Genomic DNA, 18,404 nt, shown 5'->3' with positions numbered 1-18,404 from the left:
GAGGTGTCCGCTCTTTACACTAGAGTGAAGTTAAGCTAGCAGATACGTTGAGAGATGTCAACGATCGCCTGCCGACTCTGATCGACTACCTTGCCTTGTGGGTGTTGCCGGGTAATCTGGCCCGGAAATCTGGAGTATTCATGTCATTTGGTATTCGCTTGCATGTCTGGGGCAGGAATGCGCTGTTCACCCGCCCCGAAATGAAGGTTGAGCGGGTTTCTTATGATGTGATGACGCCTTCGGCCGCGCGCGGAATTCTTGAGGCGATCCACTGGAAGCCTGCAATCCGTTGGGTGATCGACCGCATCCATGTGCTGGAGCCGATCCGCTTTCAGTCGATCCGCCGCAACGAGGTGGGCCACAAGGCGCCTGCGGGGACAATCAAGCGGGCGATGAAACGCGGCGATCTTGAGGGGGTGCAATTGCTTGTCGATGAGGATCGGCAACAGCGGGCTTCGACGGTGCTGGTCGCGCCGGCCTATGTTATCGAGGCCCATTTCCGCATGACGTCGAAGGCCGGGCCGGATGACAGCGACGGCAAGCATCTTGATATCTTCAATCGCCGGGCCGCGCGCGGTCAGTGCTTCGCTCAACCCTGCCTTGGCACGCGGGAATTTGCCGCACATTTCGCGCTGGTTCCGCCCGATTCGCCAATGCCCGCCCGTGATCAAAAGGCACAGACCGCTGATCTTGGCTTTGGCGCGCCGCGCGATCTGGGGTTCATGCTGTGGGATATTGACCACGCGGCGCCGGGGCGTCCCTCGATGTTCTTCCGCGCCAGCCTGCGCGACGGCGTGATGGACGTGCCGCCTCCGGGATCAGAGGAGATCCGGGGATGAGCCTGCTCGCCTCGCTGGTCCGCGCCTACGATCGGCTGAGTGACGCGCCCCCGTTCGGCTTTTCGGTCGAGAAGATCGGTTTCTGTGTGGTGCTGCGCCCTGATGGCGGGGTCGAACATGTCATCGACCTGCGCGCGGATGACAAGAAGCGCAGTCCGAGGATGATGATTGTGCCGCAGGCTGTAAAGCGCACCGTCAGCGTTGCGCCGAACTTCCTGTGGGACAAATCGGCCTATGTTCTGGGCGTGACGGCGGGTGTGGGCAAGCGCACCGCCGATGAACATGCGGCGTTTCGCGCGCGCCATGCCGAATGGTTACAGGGCACGGATGATGCGGGCCTGTCGGCTTTGGCGCAGTTTCTGGAGTCGTGGACGCCTGATGCGTTTCAACCGCCGATCTGGTCCGAGGGTTTGCCTGACCAGAACATCGTCTTTGCGCTGAGCGACGAGTATCGTGACGGCTTTCTGCATGACCGGCCTGCCGCCCGTGAATTGTGGAGCAGGATCAATGCGGAAGGCGCTTCGCAGGCGCAGATCTGCCTTGTGACTGGCAAGTCGGCGCCGGTCGCGCGGCTGCATCCGTCGATCAAGGGCGTTTGGGGCGCCCAATCGTCGGGGGCAAGTCTGGTGTCCTTCAATCTGGATGCCTTTACATCTTACGGTCACGATCAGGGCGACAACGCGCCCGTCTCGGAAGCGGCGACCTTTGCCTATACGACAGTGCTGAACCGTTATCTGGAAAAGGACAGCGGGCATCGGGTCCAGATCGGCGACGCCTCGACTGTGTTCTGGGCGGATAGCGATGATGCGAAGGCTGCCGAGGAGGCCGAGTCCTTCTTTGCGGCGTTCATTGACCCGGCGGCCGAGGACCGGCTTGCGACCTCTGACATTCGCGCGCGTCTGGACGCGATCCGGCAGGGACAGCGGTTGTCGCAGATCGCCCCGAACCTGGCCGACGGCGTCCGCTTTCATGTTCTGGGCCTCGCGCCAAATGCCGCGCGGCTGTCGGTTCGGTTTTACTGGCAGGATGATTTCGGCCAATTGACCGCGAATTATCAGCGATTCCTGTCCGACACCGCCATCGAACCACCCCCGCGCGATGGCTGGCCGCCCCTGTGGCGGTATCTGCTGGAACTGGCCTCGCAGGCTAAGCGCGAGAATGTGCCGCCGCTGGTCGCGGGCGAATGGCTGCGCGCAATACTGGCCGGCACCCCTTATCCGCTGACCCTGCTTTCAACGGCGCTTATGCGCCTGCGCGCCGATGGTCAGATCAATGCCCTGCGCGTCGCGATCCTGAAATCCGTCCTGATCCGCAATTTCAAACTGGAGGTTCCCGTGGCGCTCGACCCCGCCAATACCGACAGGGGCTATGTTCTTGGCCGCCTGTTCGCCGTCTATGAAGAGGTGCAACGTGCCGCGCTTGGCGGGATCAACGCCACCATCAAGGATAAATTCTATGGTGCGGCTTCGGCCTCGCCGCAGAAAGTTTTTCGCACGCTGGATGCAGGCTCGGCCAACCATTTTGCCAAACTGCGCAAGCAAAGCCCGGGACGCGCTGTCAATCTGGAGAAACTGCTGACCTCGATCACCGACCTGATGGAACCCGCTGCCGACCCGATTCCGGCCGCACTCGGGGCCGCCGAGCAGGCGCTGTTCGGGCTTGGCTATTACCATCAGCGCGCCGATTTCTTTCGCAAGCAGGACAAGACCAAAGATTCCGAGGATGCAGCATGACCACGCTTTCCCAACGCCATGATTTCGCGCTGATTTTCGACGTAACCAATGGCAATCCGAACGGCGATCCCGATGCCGGAAACCTGCCGCGTCTGGACCCCGAAACCAATCACGGGCTGGTCAGCGATGTCAGCCTGAAGCGCAAGATCAGGAACTACGTTGAGCTGGCGCGCGAGGGCGAGGCCGGGCATCATATCTATGTGCAGGAAGGCGCGATCCTGAATGAAAAACATCGTCAGGCCTATGTCGCCTTGCGCCCCGATGATGCGAAGGCAGCGAAGGACGCCAAGCTGAACCCCATGGATGATGCCGAGGCGCGGGCCCTGCGCGATTTCATGTGTGCGAATTTCTTCGATGTGCGGACCTTTGGCGCGGTCATGTCCACCGGCATCAATTGCGGGCAGGTCAAAGGCCCGGTGCAGATGACCTTCGCAAGCTCGGTCGAGCCGATCATGCCGGTTGAAGTCTCGATCACGCGCATGGCTGCAACGAACGAGGCCGAGCAGAAGAAGCGCGCCGAGGGTGATGAGGGCGACGTGCGCACCGACAACCGCACCATGGGCCGCAAGCATATCGTGCCTTATGGACTCTACGTCGCGCATGGCTTTATCTCGGCCAAGTTCGCCGAAAGAACCGGCTTTTCCGAGGCCGATCTGGATCTGCTGTTCGAAGCGCTGAAGAACATGTTCGAGCATGACCGCTCGGCCGCGCGGGGTGAGATGACGGCGCGCCGGCTGATCGTGTTTCGGCACGCAAATGCGCTTGGCAACGCCCCCGCCCATGCGCTGTTCGACCGGATCAGCATCGGCCGAAATGTCGATGGCGATTTCCGCCAGATCGACGACCGGGGCCTTGGCAACCTGCCCCCCGCGCGCAAATTCGGGGATTACATCGTGCGGATCGACGACGCGGGGCTGCCCGAGGGGGTCGAAATCCTCGATCTGCTGTGACTGGCGGTGGCGCAGGCGAGTCGATTCCGATCTCGGCCTTGCAGCACGCGGTCTATTGCCTGCGGCAGGCGGCGCTGATCCATCTGGAGCGGGTCTGGGCCGAAAACCGCTTTACCGCCGAAGGTGACGTGCTGCATGCCGTTGCCGACAAGGGCGGCAGCCGCAAGGCGCGCGGGATGCGCCGGGTTCTGTCGCTGCCGCTCGTGTCCGCGCGGCTGAACCTGACCGGCGTCGCCGATCTGGTCGAGTTCGCGCCGGGCCCGGATGGTGAGACCGTCTTTCCTATCGAATACAAGCGCGGCAAGCCCAAGTTGCACCGCGCCGATGAGGTCCAGCTCTGCGCGCAAGCCCTGTGTCTGGAAGAGATGACTGGCCAGCCCGTCAGGCAGGGGGCGTTGTTCTATGCCCAGACCAAACGGCGTCTGACAGTGCCCTTCGACGCCGATCTGCGCGCTTTGACAGAAAGCACGGTGGCCGAATTGGCCCTCGTGCTGGGTAGCGGCGTGACACCTGCGCCCACGCCGCATCGCAGTCGCTGCCGCGCCTGTTCGCTGGCCGAACTGTGTCGCCCGGATATGGTCGGCCGTCCGGTTCGTGCCTGGCGCGACCGGATGCTGGACAGGGCGCTGTCATGAAAAAGCTGCTGAACACGGTTTATGTCACCACCGACGGCACGGCACTTAAGAAGGACGGCGAGAACCTCGTGGCCGAGGTGGAGGGCGCCGAAAAGGCCCGCGTGCCGCTGCACATGCTGGCCTCGGTCATGGCCTTCGGGCCGATCCTGATTTCGCCGGCGCTGATCGGCATATGCGCCGAGCGCGGGATCACCATTACCCTGCTTGATCGCGTCGGCCGCTTTCAGGCGCGGATCGAGGGACCGGTTTCGGGCAATGTGTTGTTGCGGCGGGCACAGTATCGGCTGGCCGATGATGCGACAGAAATTGTCCGCAGCATCGTCCTGGGCAAGATTGCCAATCAGCGCGCCGTGATCCGCCGCAGCCTGCGCGACTATGAAAGCGATATGACCCCGGCCGCCGGCGATGCGCTGAAGGCCGCGGCCGATCGCATGGCGATGATCCTTCGCCGGGTGCAGCACGCCGATAGCAGCGTCGATCTGCTGCGTGGCTCGGAGGGCGAGGCCGCGCTGCAGTATTTCTCCGTGTTCGACCATCTGATCCGGTCACCCGACACAGAATTGCGCTGGTCCGGCCGCTCGCGCCGCCCGCCGCTGGACCCGATGAATGCCCTGTTGTCCTTTCTCTACACCCTGCTGACCCATGACTGTCGCTCCGCCTGCGAGGCGGTTGGTCTGGACCCTGCCGTCGGCTTCCTGCATCGCGACCGCCCCGGACGGCCAAGCCTCGCGCTCGATCTGATGGAGGAGTTGCGCGCGCCTCTGGCCGACCGCCTTGCCCTGTCGCTGGTCAATCGCCGGCAGTTGCGCGCCGCGGATTTCCGGCAGATGGATGGTGGCGCGGTGCTGTTGACCGACGAGGCACGGCGCACCGTCCTGACGGCCTGGCAAGAGCGAAAGAAACAGGAACGCCAGCACCCGTTCCTGCAGGAAAAGGCGCCCTTCGGACTGGTGCCTTATCTTCAGGCGCAGATACTGGCGCGGCATCTGCGCGGCGATATCGACGCCTATCCGCCCTGGTTCTGGAGCTGACATGCTGGTCCTTGTCACCTATGACGTGAACACGCAGGACGCCGCAGGTCGCAAGCGCCTGCGCCATATTGCGAGGGCCTGCAAGGATTTCGGGCAGCGCGTTCAGTTCTCGGTTTTCGAGATCGAGGTCGACCCGTCGCAATGGACCCGCCTCAAGGCGCGACTGGAGGCCATTATCCTTCCCGAGCTGGACAGCCTGCGCTATTACTACCTTGGCGCAAACTGGACCCGCCGCGTCGAGCATGTCGGCGCCAAACCCGCGACCGACCTGAATGGCCCCCTGATCATCTGAACCGCGCTCTCTGCGAACCCCAAGCGTGCCGCATTTCCCCGCAAGGTTCGCAACGCGCCAGCTGTTTGAAATCGCTGTGCTTCCGATAACTTCCCAGGCGAACAGACAGCTGCGCTGGTATATTCCTCCCATGTTCGCAACGACACAACTGTTTCCCGCCTCGAAACAAAGGGTTAGAACAACCCATGTCGCCCCCCTCGCGGGGGCGTGGATCGAAACAGCTTATCCTCGACGATGCCGAAAGCGCGATCATGTCGCCCCCCTCGCGGGGGCGTGGATCGAAACATCGCTATTCGGCGGCCATCGTCAACGAATTCGGCGTCGCCCCCCTCGCGGGGGCGTGGATCGAAACATTCCACGACCTCCATCAGCCGATAGCCCGACCATCGTCGCCCCCCTCGCGGGGGCGTGGATCGAAACATCTACCGCGCCCTCAAGGCCCGGCAGGGCGCCCGTCGCCCCCCTCGCGGGGGCGTGGATCGAAACAACGACATGCACAAATCCGAAGGTTTGCGGGCTGAGTCGCCCCCCTCGCGGGGGCGTGGATCGAAACTTGCCATCCACGGTCGCGCCGCCGTCCAGCACCAGTCGCCCCCCTCGCGGGGGCGTGGATCGAAACGCGCCCCGTCTCTGGAAAGCGCGGCACGGCCATCGTCGCCCCCCTCGCGGGGGCGTGGATCGAAACCTTGGCAATGTTCTCGCGCAGGATCGGCAGAAGCGTCGCCCCCCTCGCGGGGGCGTGGATCGAAACATGGCTGTCCCTCCCGATGTGCCCGGTGCGCCCGGTCGCCCCCCTCGCGGGGGCGTGGATCGAAACGTTCCACGGGTCCACGATGATCAGCTTGCAACCATGTCGCCCCCCTCGCGGGGGCGTGGATCGAAACATGGTTGTCCCACCCGATGTGCCCGGTGCGCCCGAGTCGCCCCCCTCGCGGGGGCGTGGATCGAAACACCAAACCACCACGGCTGAACGATCTGCGGCTTGGTCGCCCCCCTCGCGGGGGCGTGGATCGAAACCAGATTGTGCTGCGCCTCATCAAAGCGGCGATGCAGTCGCCCCCCTCGCGGGGGCGTGGATCGAAACCGTGCGTCAGGTGATCCGCGCTGTTCTCGCCCTTGTCGCCCCCCTCGCGGGGGCGTGGATCGAAACGCAGGTTGTCCCACACCGGGGCCGGCCGGAAAGGTCGTCGCCCCCCTCGCGGGGGCGTGGATCGAAACCGGCCAACCCATCAGCCATTCGACAAACAGCGGTCGCCCCCCTCGCGGGGGCGTGGATCGAAACTGCGCATAGCGAATGCCCTGCTGAGTGGCGACGAGTCGCCCCCCCTCGCGGGGGCGTGGATCGAAACCGCCAGGAAACCATCTGGTCACGGCGCTTTAGCCGTCGCCCCCCTCGCGGGGGCGTGGATCGAAACCGCTGGCCGAGGCGTCCGAGCGTTACCGGGTCGAGTCGCCCCCCTCGCGGGGGCGTGGATCGAAACATCCTGCACCTTGCCGCGCTGGCGCGCAACGCGGGTCTTCGCCATGACGCAGGCTGCTGAACAGGTCATGCAGCACCAGAACCTCAAAAGACAGCCGGTGCTCTCAGTGGCCGCCTACGGCCCGGATCGCCCCGTTGCGTCGAACGAGACACCCGAGGGCCGGGCCACAAATCGCCGGATCGACCTGCGTTTCATCATGGTCACCCGAGCACATCTACGATCATCTGGCTCGCCATCCCGGAATCGACATCCTGGCGACCGAAGAGGTCGCCGCCATGATTCCCGGTATCTCCAGCAGCGGCTTCAGCAACGTCGCGCTCGAAGGGGAGGTGCGTAAAGCCTTTGGCCTACTCCCGGGCGACAAGCTGCCGGAAGAGCTACTGGAAGCAGTCGGTGCCTCCACACTTGTCGCTGCGGCCTTCGCAGCAGGAAAAGCTGTCCGCGCCGGCCATGTCGATCCTCGCGCCCTCAGAGCCGCGATGGGCGACCTCGGCGTCGGTGTGACGACAGCGCTTGCACTCGACGCACTCCTTGGCGGAGCGTAGAGCGGGGATCATCCGTGCTCCACGCCGGTGTTCTTCTCGCACTTGCCAGATGGCACAGGTTACGGCACAAAGGTTGTCTCACTGCGAATTCGGACTGGGGTCGCTCCGGAAAAGTGTCGCAATTTCAGTGCGTTGAGCGATCGGATCCGGACCCTACCGCCGGAGCCAATAGTCCCTGATATCATTGGAGAAATTGGCGCGACACAAATTCCGCCAACAAACCACACACAGACATCCGAAGGTTGGGAAGGCTGTTTGGCTGACTGCGTGATCTTCGCGCGTATCGTAGCTATGCTTCACCATCGAAGATTCACGAAAATTATGCGAAAACAGATGCTTGACGCGCTTCGGAAGCGGCGCGCGCCGGTCGGGCTGAAACTCCACCTACGGCACCGGCACCTTCACAAGCTATTGTGTGGGCACAAGGAAGGCCAACCCACCTTCGGCCAGTTCCGGCAAGTCGGGTATGGCGTAGCGTTCGGCCTGTGTCGGTAGGTCTTCACCGACGTATACCACGTTTTGCCAATGCAACAGGATTTCCGCGCCCGTTCGGGCATAGTTGGTTTTCCTGACCGTTCATTGCCGCGCGTCGGGGTTGGGTTCGTAGCCGTCATTGCCGACGACCCGCGACAGGTAAAGACGCGACCGAACGCTGCTGTTTCATGCGGTCTAACCGCCAGACCCGCCACCGCTTGCTATGCCTGCGACGGACGGGCGCGAAAGCAAAAGCACGGCGCATTCATGCCGTCGTTGAAGTTGCAGTATTCACGCGCCGACAGTTCAGCCAGCAAACCGCACGCAGCCGTGTTTGCGAGGTTACATTCTGCGACCCATCGGCGGTAGCTTGTGCCACTTTCCGGCGGCTTGCGGGATTGCCGCCGAGCGTCAAGACGCCAAACCGACCGCCCGTTTGGAACCGACATCTTGCCGTCAGCGATGCGCCAGATAATCCGCTGAAACATAGCCCGTGACACCAGGCCTGTCTGTCAGCGCAACCCTGCACCAGACCTTGCCGTTATTGGTCATGCAATTCTGCCGGGTCAGGCGCGTACCGTCGGGCAGGCCGATTATGATTTTATGTTCAAGGCCGGGCCCTTCGCGAAGCTTCAGCAGATCGTCCGGGCCTGCGCCCCTGACCACAACACCGGAACCGACCGCGCACCCGGCGGCAACCATGACTGCGAAAAGAACGGCAAAATGAGTTCGCATTATCCAACCTGACTTGTTTTACCATCACTACGACAGCATCAGGCCAAATGACAGCAGGCATTGCCGCCGCCCGGACGCGGTCAGGATTGCGCAATGGCCCGCAGCTTTTCGACCAATGCGCCATCAAGCCGGATCCCGTCTTGCCGTGCATTGTTCAGCGACCGCATTTCCCTTTCGCCCGGCAACATCACCGGCATTTCAGCGTTCACGGGCGGCGTTTCGTGCAGGATCGACGCGAAATCCGTCATGCGATCGGCAAGCCTGGTCGCCGGCATCAGCTTTCTGGTGTCGATCAGGATGAAGGAATGGCCAAGATCCTGCGCTGAACCGGGGGCATCGACCCAGCTTTTCACATGGGTCAGATAGGCCGCATTTGCCAGAACCCCCGCAAGCAGATCCACGCAAAGCGACAGCCCGTAACCCTTGTAGCCGCCCAGAGGCAGAAGAAAGCCCCGCAGTGCCGCCGCCGGATCGGTTGTCGGCAAACCCTGGGAATCGGTCGCCCAACCCTCGGGTATCTGCTGTCCGGCGGCGGCGGCATTGCGGATCCTGGCGCGCGCGGCGACCGACATCGCCATGTCAAGGATCACCGGATCGCCACCGGGCGCCGGGAAGCCAAAGCCCAGGGGGTTATTGCCAAGCCGGGCCTGCTTGCCGCCGGTCGGTGCAATGGTCGTCGTTGCATTTGAACAGATGAAAGAGGCAAACCCCTGCTCCGCCGCCAGCCATGCATAAGGCGCCACCGGCCCAAAATGGTTCGAGCCATGAACCAGAACGCAGGCGATGCCGGTCGTTTCCGCCATGGCCATCGCGCTGTTCAGCGCCTTCATGCCAACCGCAGGACCAAGGCCGTTATCGCCATCCAGAACGGCAAGTGCCGGGGCCATCTCGGTCATATCAAATTGTGCTTTGGCGTTTATTCCGCCAATCTTCAACCGCTCGCCATAGGACAAGACGCGGCCTACGCCATGGGTATGAACGCCCATCATGTCGGCAAGCGTCAGGACCTTGGCCGCGTCACCTGCCTGCTGGTTCTCGACCCCAAGGCGAACCAGCGCGGCAGATGCCAAATTCTGCAATTCGACACCATAAATAATCGTATATTCAGCCGTTTCCATTGATCCACCTTTTGCATTTGCATGGGCACGGATCAGTCGGCAGCAACCAGCAACCACCGATCCGCGAACGAATAGATCAGAGCACTGACGATCAGCCCCATTCTCAAGCGAAGCCTATAGCATCACCAGCATCGAAATCAATTCACATTAGCTTTTTTAATTTTAAAAATGCAATTATTGATCAGCCCGTGCGCGCTGCCATGCTGATGCCATCCATCAGCCCTCTGATTCTTCGGGCCAAGCGGAATCTGGACAAGATTGCACCACGGACAAGGTAGAAAACCTGCCGAATCGGGGCCGAGATGCGCATTTCAGTCGCGGATTGCCCGCTGCTCTTTTACGGTGGAAATGACCGATCTGCGGGCTGCGCACAGCAAGGGGACGCGATGAACACCAGAAAAGCCGGCCGGCAGGGCCGCGGCAAGTCCGACCTGAAATCCAAACTTGCCGCTCAGATCGCGAATCACATCCAGGAAAGGCCGCTTTCGGCCGGCACGCATATGTCGGCCCAGATTCTTGCCGATCAGATGGGCACGTCACGCTCGCCCATTCATGCGGCCTTTCTGATCCTGGCCGAAATGGGCGTGCTGCGCCACGAAACCAATCGCGGCTTTTTCGTGACCGAGGCCGCACATGAGGCCCGGCTGTCGGAACAGTTGCCGTCCCGTGATCATCTGTCGGATGCCTATTTCGCGGTGGCCGATCAGCTGCTTGATGGCGACCTGCCAAGCACCATGTCCGAGGTGGCCTTTCGCGACCGGTTTGGTCTGACCCAGGTCGAGGCGCGGTCGCTTCTCAGCCAGATACAAAAGGAAGGCTGGATCGAGCGGCGGCCGGGATATGGCTGGGAATTTAACGAGATGCTGCGCACCCCCGACGCGCTGGCGCAAACCTATCGCATGCGTCAGGCACTGGAACCGGCCGCCCTGCTGGAACCCGGATTCAGCATCAGTGCCGAGACGCTGGACCGGCTGGCCGCGACCGAGCGGGACTTTCTCAACGGAGAAATCGAGACCGCCTCGGCGGAAAAGCTGTATCAGCGTGGTGTGACGTTCCACGAGACGCTGATGCAAGCCAGCGGCAACCGCTATATGCTGGATGCGCTGCGGCGGGTGAACCAGATCCGGCGGCTGATCGTCTATCGCTCGATGGTCGACCGGAAACGCTATTACAAGCAATCCCAGGAACATCTGGAAATCATTCAGCTGGTTCGCCGTGGCGCGATGAACGAGGCCGCCGTGTTCATGCGCCATCATCTCAGCAACGTCATGCTGAACCATGAAGAGATCGCGCCCCTGCTGCACGGCGCCGGTAACGGCTAGACCATTCTGATCCGGGCCGCCGGCCGGACAGGTCGGCGGCCCGGACCCTGTCAGTCGGCGTCAGACGCGCCCGCAGACATGCCGTTCATCCGGCGCCGCACCATGGCACCCAACAGCAGCGGCGCAAGAAAGCCTGCCAGCGCAATCACCCACAGCACGATCGCCAGGGGGCTGCCGACAAGAACCGACCAGTCACCGTCCGAGATCGTCAGGGCGCGGCGCAAGTTCACCTCCATCTGGTTGCCCAGAAGAATCCCAAGGATAACCGGCACCAGCGGCACCGACAGCTTGCGCAAGACCCAGCCCAGGGCCCCGAATGCCACCATCATCAGCATGTCATAGGTCGAATTGGTGATGCTGTAGATGCCGACGAAGGCGATCATCGCGACGACCGGCATCAATATCCGCGTCGGGATCATCAGCAGGCGGGTGAACATGCCGACCATCGGAATATTCAGCGCCAGAAGCATGAAATTCGCGATGAACAGTGCCGCAACCAGCCCCCAGACGATATCCGGGTTCTTGGCGAACAGCATCGGCCCCGGCGTGATGTTCAACGACAGCAGCACGGCCAGCAGAACCGCCGTCGTCCCCGATCCCGGCACGCCCAGGGACAGCATCGGCACCAGCGCCCCGCCCGCAGCCGCGTTGTTGCCTGCCTCGGGCGCGACCACGCCGCGCGGGTCCCCCTTGCCAAAGGTCCGACCCTGCGGGTCAACCAGCTTCTTCTCGACCGAATAGGCAAGGAATGAACCAAGCGAGGCCCCAGCGCCGGGCAGCACGCCCGCCAGAAACCCGATGGCGGTCGACCGGCCAAGCGTGGGCACACAACGCCTGACCGTTGCCAGATCAGGCACCAGCCGCCCCACCTTGACGCCCCCCGCCCCGACCTGACCGGGCGTGCCGTGATGCTCGATGAAATGGAACACCTCGCTCAGGGCGAACAGCCCGACGATGGCGATCAGGAAGTCGATGCCATCGAACAGATGAACCTCGCCAAAGGTGAACCGCTCGACCCCTGTCTGGGTGTCGATCCCGACCATGGCAAGACCCAGCCCGATACAGGCGGCAAAGACGGACTTGGCCTGATTGCCGGCCGAGATGCCCCCCAATGTCGCAAAGGCCATCGTATACAGAACGAAATATTCGGCCGGCCCGAACAGCAGCGCGATGCCGACAAGCTGCGGGGCCAGGATGACCAGGCCGCAGGTCGCGAAAAACGAACCGACAAAGGAGGCGAGGCCGGACAGGGCCAGCGCCTCGCCCGCGCGGCCGGCCCTGGTCATCGGATAGCCGTCAAGGCAGGTCATCATCGCCGGCTCGTCGCCGGGAATATTCAGCAGGATGGAACTGATCCGCCCGCCATACATCGCCCCGTAATACACCGAGGTCAGAAGGATCAGCGACGGAATGGCCGCCAGCCCCAGCGAAAAGGAAATCGGGATCAGGATCGCCACGCCATTTGACGGCCCCAGGCCGGGCAAGGCACCGATCAGCGTTCCCAGAAAGGCCCCCAGCAGGGCCAGCAACAGGTTTTGCAGCGTCAGCGCCGTCGCAAAGCCGTCGATCAGAAGCAGGGTCGTGTCCATCATGCGGCGCCCTCAAAAGCCGAACGGGCCGGTCGCCAGCGACAGCCCAAGCGCAAGATGAAAGACCGCATAGATGCCCAGTGCGGTGCATATGCCCGTCAGAACCGACATCAGCGGCGCGGTCCCCAGACGCCAGGTCAGATAAGCCGAGGCCAGCGCGGTCGCGATGATGAAGCCCAGTTCCGGCAACAGGCTGGCATAAAGGACCATGACCAGCAGCGCCGCCCCGATATCGACCAGACGCGACACCCCCGGCCATTGAGGCGCCATATCAGGCCGGACGATCATCACGATCGCTGCCAGCCCCATGGCGATGGCGATGATGATGGGAAATGTGGCGGGGCCGATCATATCGGCCATGAAACTTTCAGGGATCAGCAATGCCGCCCAGATATACAGGCCCGACAGGATCAACCCGACGAACCCCATGATGCGATCGCTCATGGCGTGGTCTCCTTGAAGATGCGATGTCCCGGCACCGGCCGGGACAGGTCGGGATGCGGCTGACCCTAGTTCATCAGCCCAAGTTCGCGGGACAGGGCCTGCGTTTCCTCGATATCGCTGGCCACCAGTGCATCGGCATCGGCGTCAAACAGCGACAGCGGCTCGATCCCGGCACTGACCAGAAGATCCCTGAACTCGTCCGAGGCCGTCATCCGCCGCACCGTATCCAGCCAGAACCCATAGGCCTCGTCCGACATGTTCCGGGGCACATAAAGCCCGCGCCAGTTCAGGCCTGTAACGTCATAGCCCTGTTCCTTTGCCGTCGGGAACTGGTCGAACGCCGCCAGCCGTTCGGGCGACAGCACCGCAATGATGCGCACATCACCGGATTCGACAAATCCCATGATCTCGGAAAAATCGCTGGATATCGCCTGCACCGAGCCTGCCAGCAGCTGTGTGATCGCCTCTCCGCCACCAGAGAAGGCGACGTATTTCATTTGCCGCAGATCCTCGATCCCGGCCACCTTGGCCAGCTTGAGGATCTTCAGGTGATCGTTGCCGCCCACCGACGATCCGCCCGAAAATGCGATGCTGCGGGGATCATCCTTCAGGCTGGCCACCAGATCGTCCAGCGTCCGAATGTCCGAGTTCGCGGCAACGGCGATGGCACCATATTCAGCGCCGAACGCGGCCAGCCAGCGCACGTCCTGCATGGTATTGCCGGGATAGGCCCCCTGGGCCAGCCGCATGGACACGCTTTTCGAAGCCGCCACGATCAGGTTGTCATCATCCGCGCGTTCATTGGCCACATGGGCATAGGCCACCCCGCCACCGCCGCCGGTCATGTTCACGACCTGGATCCGCTCCTTGACCAGTCCCAGATCGAACATGACCTTGGCCGTCGTCCGGCAGACGAAATCCCAGCCACCTCCAGGTGCGGCGCCGGCGATGCATTCGGGTTTCTTCGGCGCGAACTGCTGCGCCGAAACCGGCATGGCAAGCATGGACGCGACGGTCAGGCAGCTTAGCCCAAGAACGAAATTGCGCATGGTTTCCTCCCCTTGATCGGCGGTCGAATCGCCGTTTCTTACAAAGGGATTTGTTGCACATTGATATTTATAAATGCAATGTCAGAATTGATCTAATACGCATAAAAATGCAATTCGGCGCCCCTTGCCCCGCAAGACGCATCAGTAAGCCACCGATCTGCATGCAACTCGATCGCCATAAATTGGCGCCCCGCTCGCCCGCCAGGCCCGCCGCACCCATAAGGATTCGCGGAATGGCAGCGGATCGCATTGTTGCATTATAAAATCTGAAAACGCACAGAAACGTGCCAACCCTGCTGGTGCGCCAGGATGCTCAGACCGAGGCGACCTGCGGCAGGAACCAAGGCCCCTTCTCGGGAACGCGCCCGACGGCCAGCCTGCATCCATAGGCATGTGACAGCCGGTCATCGGTCAGCACATCCACGGGTGCGCCCTCGCCCAGCACCTGCCCTTGCCGCAACAGCAGGACGTGATCGGCAAACATCGCCGTCAGGTTCAGGTCATGCATGACCGCCACCACGCCCCCGCCCCGGCGCGCATAATCGGCAGCCAGTCGCATCACCGTCAGCTGATGGGCGATATCCAGGCTGCTGACCGGTTCGTCCAGCAGCAACCAACGGGGGCCGGCGGCCGTCACCGGCTGCCAGACCTGAGCCAGCGCCCGCGCCAGCTGCACGCGCTGCTGCTCGCCGCCCGAAAGTTCCTGATACAGCCGCCCGGCATGGGCGGGCAGGCCTACGGCCGACAGCGCCTTGCGGATCAGCAGATCGCGCGCCGGTTCGGGACCGGGATGCGTCGTCAGGCCGATGCGGATGATCTCGGAGGCGGTGAAGGGAAAGCTCAGCGTGGCCTGCTGCGGCAGAACCGCGCGCCGGGCAGCCAGTTCATGTGCTTGCAGCGTGGTGATGTCGTCGCCATTCAGGCTGACCCGGCCCTCGGCGGGGGCGATCTCGCCGGTCAGGGCGCGCAGCAGCGTGGTCTTGCCCGACCCGTTCGGTCCAATGATCGCGGTCAGCCGTCCCGCCGAGGCTGTCAGGTCCACCCCGCGCAGGATCGGCGACCGGCCAAGGCTGACCGTCATGTTTCTCGCCATCAGGCTCACAGCGCCAGCGCCCTGCGGTTCGACAGCAGCACCCACAGGAAGAACGGCCCGCCGATGATTGCGGTGACGATACCAATGGGCAACTCGGCAGGGGCGACAACGCTGCGGCTGATCATATCGGCCGCCAGCAGGACCGAGGCCCCCAGCAGCCCCGCATTCACCAGCAACCAGCGGTGATCCGGGCCTGCGATCAACCGCAACAGATGCGGCACCACGATGCCCACAAAGCCGATCCCGCCCGAGATCGCGACGGCCGCCCCGGTGGCAGCCGCCGTCACCACGATCGAGGCAAACTTGATCCGCTGCACCCGCAGACCAACATGGGCGGCGGCGGCCTCGCCCAATGCCAGGCCATTCAACCCCCGCGCCAGCCGGGGCGCCACGATCAACGCCAGCGCAATGATCGGCCCTGCCACCGCCAGCTTGGACCAGCTGGACCCGGCCAGCGATCCCAGTGACCAGAATGTCAGGCTGCGCAATTGCTGATCATCGGCGCGATAGATGATCAGCCCCGACGCCGCGCCGATCATTGCCGCCAGCGCGATCCCCGCCAGAAGCATGGTCGCGATCGAGGTCTGCCCCCGCCGCGTCGCAATGGCATAAAGCGTCAGCATGGCGACCCAACTGCCGGCAAAGGCGGCCAGTGACACCAGATGCCAGCCGATCACCGCCGTCACCGCAGCCGGCAACATGCCGCCCAGCACAATGGCCGATATGGCCCCAAGCGAGGCCCCCGCGCTGACGCCCAGCAACCCCGGATCGGCCAGCGGGTTCCGAAACAGCCCCTGCATGATCGCCCCCGACACGGCAAGCGCGGCCCCAACCAGAACGCCCGTCAGCATGCGGGGCAGCCTTATGTCGACCAGCACGACCCTGTCAGTCACCGCAATCTGCCGCCCCGACAGCCAATCCGCCAGAACGGCGGGGGCCGAAATCCCCGATGCCCCATGGCCAAGAGACAGCAGGCACAGGCCCGTCATCAGGGCCAGCAGCCAGACGGCAAGCCGCCGACCCAGATGGCGCCGGTCGCCTGCGATCCGGCCGATGGGCGCATCAACGGCAACCATCAGGGTTCACCATAGACGGCATCGTGCAGATCCAGCCCTGCCTTGCCGGTGCGCGGACCAAAGCCCAGCAGATACAGCCCGTCCATCGTGATGACCTTGCCGGCCTTTCCCGCCGGCGTGGTCGCAATGGCGGGCATGGCCAGCAATTCGGCGGCCTTTGCATCCATATCGTCGCCGGCATCGCCGCGCGTCATCGTCAGGATGATGTCTGGCGCTGCCGCCGTGATCGCCTCATCCGTCAGGGGCTTGTAGCCATCGACATCGCCAATCGCGTTCTCGGCACCGGCCATGCGGATGATCGCGTCAGCTTCGGTTCCCTTGCCCGAGGCGGTGATCCGCCCATCGGTCACGAACAGCACGAACAGGATTTTCTTCTTTGTCGGCCCGGCCTGCGCGGCAAGCGTTGCCAACTGATCCAGATCGGCGCGCAGCGCGGCAATCGGCGCTGCGGCCGCCTCGGGCACGCCAAGCGTATCGGCCACGGCCTGAACCTTGCCGATCAGCCCATCGGCATCCGTGCCACCGGCAATGGTCTCGAATGGAACGCCGGCCTCTTGCAGCACGGCGATGGCTTCGGGCGGACCGGCCCCCTCTTCCGACAGGATCAGGTCCGGCCCCACCGACAGAACGCCTTCCGGCGAGAGGGCGCGCATATAGCCGACATCGGGCAAAGCCTGCGCCTCGGCCGGGTAGCTGGAGGTGGTGTCGCGCGCGATCAGCCGATCCTGCTGCCCAAGCGCATAGATGATTTCGGTGATCGAGCCGCCGATGGCCAGAACACGCGCCGCCTGGGGATGCGGTTCGGCACCGACCGGCAGCGTCGGCAGCAGCGCCGCTACCGCCGCAGCCCAAACAACAGCGCCGCGGATCATGCCGCACCCAGACCAGGCAGATCGGCGGTCATGGTCGCCCAGGCCTTTGGATTGCCGCCCTTTTCCTCCCGCATGCCGAAGCATTGGAAGATCAGATTGCCCATCCCGTCAAAGGCCTCGACGGATATCGCCGGCCCCCGTCTGGTCGGCTTGTCGACCAGCCAGACCTCGGCAATGTGGTCGGCCCGCAGATGCAGGTTGAACCTGTCATCCAGAACGTTCAGCCAGGGGCCCATCGGCTTCAGGCTGCGGATCGGCCCGGAATGGATCTCGATGCAGCCGGCATTGCCGATGAACAGCATCACCTGATGCCCCTCTGCCAGCAGCCATTCCAGCAGGATCGGCACCGTCCCGACCGCCAGTTGCCGCGCCAGCGGTTCGCCGGCCACGCGATAGGCGCCCAGGCGGTTCATCTTCAGCCGCCGCACCAGCGTGTTGAACTGATGCGTATCGGTCATCTGCACCCATTCCTTGCGCAGCATCTCGGCCCGGTCCTCGGCGATGCGGGCGCCCTCGGGTTCGGCCCTTGGCTGAAATGTTGACAACCCCTGCTGATCGGAAAGCGCCAGATCGCGCCGCAGCGCATCCCAGGCCGCCAGATCGGAAGCCTCGCGCAGATGCACCTTGTGGATCGCATCGCCGGCCGCATCGAACACCTGAACGGACCGGCGAACACCCTTTTCGCCCGCTGTTTCCACGGCATAGGCATGAACCCAGTGACGCGGAAACATGCGCAGGTCAATCTCGCGGTCCAGCGTCATCGCGGCATGTTCGCCATCGTGAAAATCGTTATAGGTGCCGATCTTCTCGATCACGCAGGATGCGTTGCGGGTCAGCGCCATCACCTCGCCCAGTTCCGTGATCGCCGGGATCAGCCGGCCGGGCGCAGGGTCGATCCTGACCACGCCCAACCCCAGATCCGCCTCGACCAGCGCGGCCTCGGACAGGCCCAGCTGGGCGGCCAAATCATAGGGGCGCACCGTCGCCTCGCGCTTCAGTTCGCGCAGCCGTGCCGGCGTCAAATCATTCATCACATGCCTCCGTTCTGGGAAAACGACTGGCTGCTTTCACTGGCTCGTCAGTTACTTGACTTTTTTAGTATGAAATATTACCCGGCACAAGATGC

The 18,404-nt window shown here is 63.3% G+C and carries 17 protein-coding genes and 1 CRISPR repeat array; of the genes, 8 read left to right on the top strand and 9 right to left on the bottom strand.

Features of this window, described 5'->3' with window-relative positions; all coding sequences use genetic code 11:
• Window positions 1-140 precede the first annotated feature (140 nt).
• From cas5c to FNJ84_RS10260, 7 genes are all read left to right on the top strand, one after another.
• A complete protein-coding gene (gene cas5c / locus FNJ84_RS10290) occupies window positions 141-839 on the top strand; it encodes a type I-C CRISPR-associated protein Cas5c (RefSeq protein ID WP_143792996.1) in 699 nt (232 codons plus the stop codon).
• Window positions 836-2,572, top strand: a complete 1,737-nt coding sequence (gene cas8c, locus FNJ84_RS10285) for a type I-C CRISPR-associated protein Cas8c/Csd1 (protein ID WP_143792995.1) — start codon at window positions 836-838, stop codon at window positions 2,570-2,572. The genes cas5c and cas8c overlap by 4 nt, the downstream gene beginning before the upstream one ends.
• A complete protein-coding gene (gene cas7c / locus FNJ84_RS10280; RefSeq protein ID WP_143792994.1) occupies window positions 2,569-3,522 on the top strand; it encodes a type I-C CRISPR-associated protein Cas7/Csd2 in 954 nt (317 codons plus the stop codon). Before cas8c ends, cas7c begins: the two co-directional genes overlap by 4 nt.
• Window positions 3,519-4,157 (top strand): CRISPR-associated protein Cas4, encoded by a 639-nt coding sequence (gene cas4 / locus FNJ84_RS10275; RefSeq protein WP_255471156.1) that lies wholly within the window; start codon window positions 3,519-3,521, stop codon window positions 4,155-4,157. Before cas7c ends, cas4 begins: the two co-directional genes overlap by 4 nt.
• The gene (gene cas1c / locus FNJ84_RS10270) at window positions 4,154-5,188 is read left to right on the top strand and encodes a type I-C CRISPR-associated endonuclease Cas1c (protein WP_143792993.1); all 1,035 of its coding nucleotides are present in this window, start codon (window positions 4,154-4,156) and stop codon (window positions 5,186-5,188) included. Before cas4 ends, cas1c begins: the two co-directional genes overlap by 4 nt.
• Before the next feature lies 1 nt (window position 5,189).
• On the top strand, window positions 5,190-5,480 hold the full coding sequence (cas2, locus tag FNJ84_RS10265) for a CRISPR-associated endonuclease Cas2 (RefSeq protein WP_143792992.1): 291 nt from the start codon (window positions 5,190-5,192) through the stop codon (window positions 5,478-5,480).
• 187 nt (window positions 5,481-5,667) lie between these two features.
• A CRISPR array of direct repeats spans window positions 5,668-6,961; the repeat unit is 32 nt; unit sequence GTCGCCCCCCTCGCGGGGGCGTGGATCGAAAC.
• A 275-nt stretch (window positions 6,962-7,236) separates the two neighbouring features.
• On the top strand, window positions 7,237-7,506 hold the full coding sequence (locus FNJ84_RS10260) for a hypothetical protein (RefSeq protein ID WP_143792991.1): 270 nt from the start codon (window positions 7,237-7,239) through the stop codon (window positions 7,504-7,506).
• A 930-nt stretch (window positions 7,507-8,436) separates the two neighbouring features.
• Here FNJ84_RS10260 and FNJ84_RS10255 read toward each other — a convergent pair.
• Both FNJ84_RS10255 and FNJ84_RS10250 read right to left on the bottom strand, forming a co-directional pair.
• Window positions 8,437-8,715 carry an SH3 domain-containing protein gene (locus FNJ84_RS10255; protein ID WP_143792990.1) on the bottom strand — a complete coding sequence of 93 codons (279 nt, stop codon included), beginning with the start codon at window positions 8,713-8,715 and terminating at the stop codon, window positions 8,437-8,439.
• An 80-nt stretch (window positions 8,716-8,795) separates the two neighbouring features.
• A complete protein-coding gene (locus tag FNJ84_RS10250; RefSeq protein ID WP_143792989.1) occupies window positions 8,796-9,833 on the bottom strand; it encodes an Ldh family oxidoreductase in 1,038 nt (345 codons plus the stop codon).
• Window positions 9,834-10,219: 386 nt separating this feature from the next.
• On the opposite strand from FNJ84_RS10250, the gene FNJ84_RS10245 reads away from it, so the two are divergent.
• Window positions 10,220-11,155 (top strand): GntR family transcriptional regulator, encoded by a 936-nt coding sequence (locus FNJ84_RS10245; RefSeq protein ID WP_185968483.1) that lies wholly within the window; start codon window positions 10,220-10,222, stop codon window positions 11,153-11,155.
• Window positions 11,156-11,205: 50 nt separating this feature from the next.
• Here FNJ84_RS10245 and FNJ84_RS10240 read toward each other — a convergent pair whose 3' ends face one another.
• From FNJ84_RS10240 to FNJ84_RS10210, 7 genes are all read right to left on the bottom strand, one after another.
• Complete coding sequence (locus FNJ84_RS10240) at window positions 11,206-12,744, bottom strand: tripartite tricarboxylate transporter permease (RefSeq protein WP_143793062.1); 1,539 nt, start codon at window positions 12,742-12,744, stop codon at window positions 11,206-11,208.
• A gap of 12 nt (window positions 12,745-12,756) precedes the next feature.
• Window positions 12,757-13,188 carry a tripartite tricarboxylate transporter TctB family protein gene (locus tag FNJ84_RS10235; RefSeq protein WP_143792987.1) on the bottom strand — a complete coding sequence of 144 codons (432 nt, stop codon included), beginning with the start codon at window positions 13,186-13,188 and terminating at the stop codon, window positions 12,757-12,759.
• Window positions 13,189-13,253: 65 nt separating this feature from the next.
• Window positions 13,254-14,237: a tripartite tricarboxylate transporter substrate binding protein gene (locus FNJ84_RS10230; RefSeq protein WP_143792986.1), complete on the bottom strand. Its 984-nt coding sequence runs from the start codon at window positions 14,235-14,237 to the stop codon at window positions 13,254-13,256.
• A 313-nt stretch (window positions 14,238-14,550) separates the two neighbouring features.
• Window positions 14,551-15,330, bottom strand: coding sequence for a heme ABC transporter ATP-binding protein (locus FNJ84_RS10225; RefSeq protein WP_143792985.1), 780 nt, complete (start codon window positions 15,328-15,330; stop codon window positions 14,551-14,553).
• 5 nt (window positions 15,331-15,335) lie between these two features.
• Window positions 15,336-16,406, bottom strand: coding sequence for an iron ABC transporter permease (locus FNJ84_RS10220; protein ID WP_143792984.1), 1,071 nt, complete (start codon window positions 16,404-16,406; stop codon window positions 15,336-15,338).
• Window positions 16,406-17,278, bottom strand: a complete 873-nt coding sequence (locus FNJ84_RS10215) for a hemin ABC transporter substrate-binding protein (RefSeq protein WP_143792983.1) — start codon at window positions 17,276-17,278, stop codon at window positions 16,406-16,408. The genes FNJ84_RS10220 and FNJ84_RS10215 overlap by 1 nt, the downstream gene beginning before the upstream one ends.
• Window positions 17,275-18,309: a hemin-degrading factor gene (locus FNJ84_RS10210; RefSeq protein ID WP_143792982.1), complete on the bottom strand. Its 1,035-nt coding sequence runs from the start codon at window positions 18,307-18,309 to the stop codon at window positions 17,275-17,277. The genes FNJ84_RS10215 and FNJ84_RS10210 overlap by 4 nt, the downstream gene beginning before the upstream one ends.
• Window positions 18,310-18,404 lie beyond the last annotated feature (95 nt).

The organism is Paracoccus sp. M683 (assembly GCF_007096355.1).
Classification (GTDB): domain Bacteria; phylum Pseudomonadota; class Alphaproteobacteria; order Rhodobacterales; family Rhodobacteraceae; genus Paracoccus.
This window is presented reverse-complemented; position numbering and strand designations above follow the sequence as displayed.

What these genes read in the sequence shown, in the direction of transcription:
- cas5c (WP_143792996.1), top strand. Translation starts at nt 141, where the DNA reads ATGTCATTTGGTATTCGCTTGCATGTCTGGGGCAGGAATGCGCTGTTC.
- cas8c (WP_143792995.1), top strand. Translation starts at nt 836, where the DNA reads ATGAGCCTGCTCGCCTCGCTGGTCCGCGCCTACGATCGGCTGAGTGAC.
- cas7c (WP_143792994.1), top strand. Translation starts at nt 2,569, where the DNA reads ATGACCACGCTTTCCCAACGCCATGATTTCGCGCTGATTTTCGACGTA.
- cas1c (WP_143792993.1), top strand. Translation starts at nt 4,154, where the DNA reads ATGAAAAAGCTGCTGAACACGGTTTATGTCACCACCGACGGCACGGCA.
- cas2 (WP_143792992.1), top strand. Translation starts at nt 5,190, where the DNA reads ATGCTGGTCCTTGTCACCTATGACGTGAACACGCAGGACGCCGCAGGT.
- FNJ84_RS10260 (WP_143792991.1), top strand. Translation starts at nt 7,237, where the DNA reads ATGATTCCCGGTATCTCCAGCAGCGGCTTCAGCAACGTCGCGCTCGAA.
- FNJ84_RS10255 (WP_143792990.1), bottom strand. Translation starts at nt 8,715, where the DNA reads ATGCGAACTCATTTTGCCGTTCTTTTCGCAGTCATGGTTGCCGCCGGG.
- FNJ84_RS10250 (WP_143792989.1), bottom strand. Translation starts at nt 9,833, where the DNA reads ATGGAAACGGCTGAATATACGATTATTTATGGTGTCGAATTGCAGAAT.
- FNJ84_RS10245 (WP_185968483.1), top strand. Translation starts at nt 10,220, where the DNA reads ATGAACACCAGAAAAGCCGGCCGGCAGGGCCGCGGCAAGTCCGACCTG.
- FNJ84_RS10240 (WP_143793062.1), bottom strand. Translation starts at nt 12,744, where the DNA reads ATGGACACGACCCTGCTTCTGATCGACGGCTTTGCGACGGCGCTGACG.
- FNJ84_RS10235 (WP_143792987.1), bottom strand. Translation starts at nt 13,188, where the DNA reads ATGAGCGATCGCATCATGGGGTTCGTCGGGTTGATCCTGTCGGGCCTG.
- FNJ84_RS10230 (WP_143792986.1), bottom strand. Translation starts at nt 14,237, where the DNA reads ATGCGCAATTTCGTTCTTGGGCTAAGCTGCCTGACCGTCGCGTCCATG.
- FNJ84_RS10225 (WP_143792985.1), bottom strand. Translation starts at nt 15,330, where the DNA reads ATGGCGAGAAACATGACGGTCAGCCTTGGCCGGTCGCCGATCCTGCGC.
- FNJ84_RS10220 (WP_143792984.1), bottom strand. Translation starts at nt 16,406, where the DNA reads ATGGTTGCCGTTGATGCGCCCATCGGCCGGATCGCAGGCGACCGGCGC.
- FNJ84_RS10215 (WP_143792983.1), bottom strand. Translation starts at nt 17,278, where the DNA reads ATGATCCGCGGCGCTGTTGTTTGGGCTGCGGCGGTAGCGGCGCTGCTG.
- FNJ84_RS10210 (WP_143792982.1), bottom strand. Translation starts at nt 18,309, where the DNA reads ATGAATGATTTGACGCCGGCACGGCTGCGCGAACTGAAGCGCGAGGCG.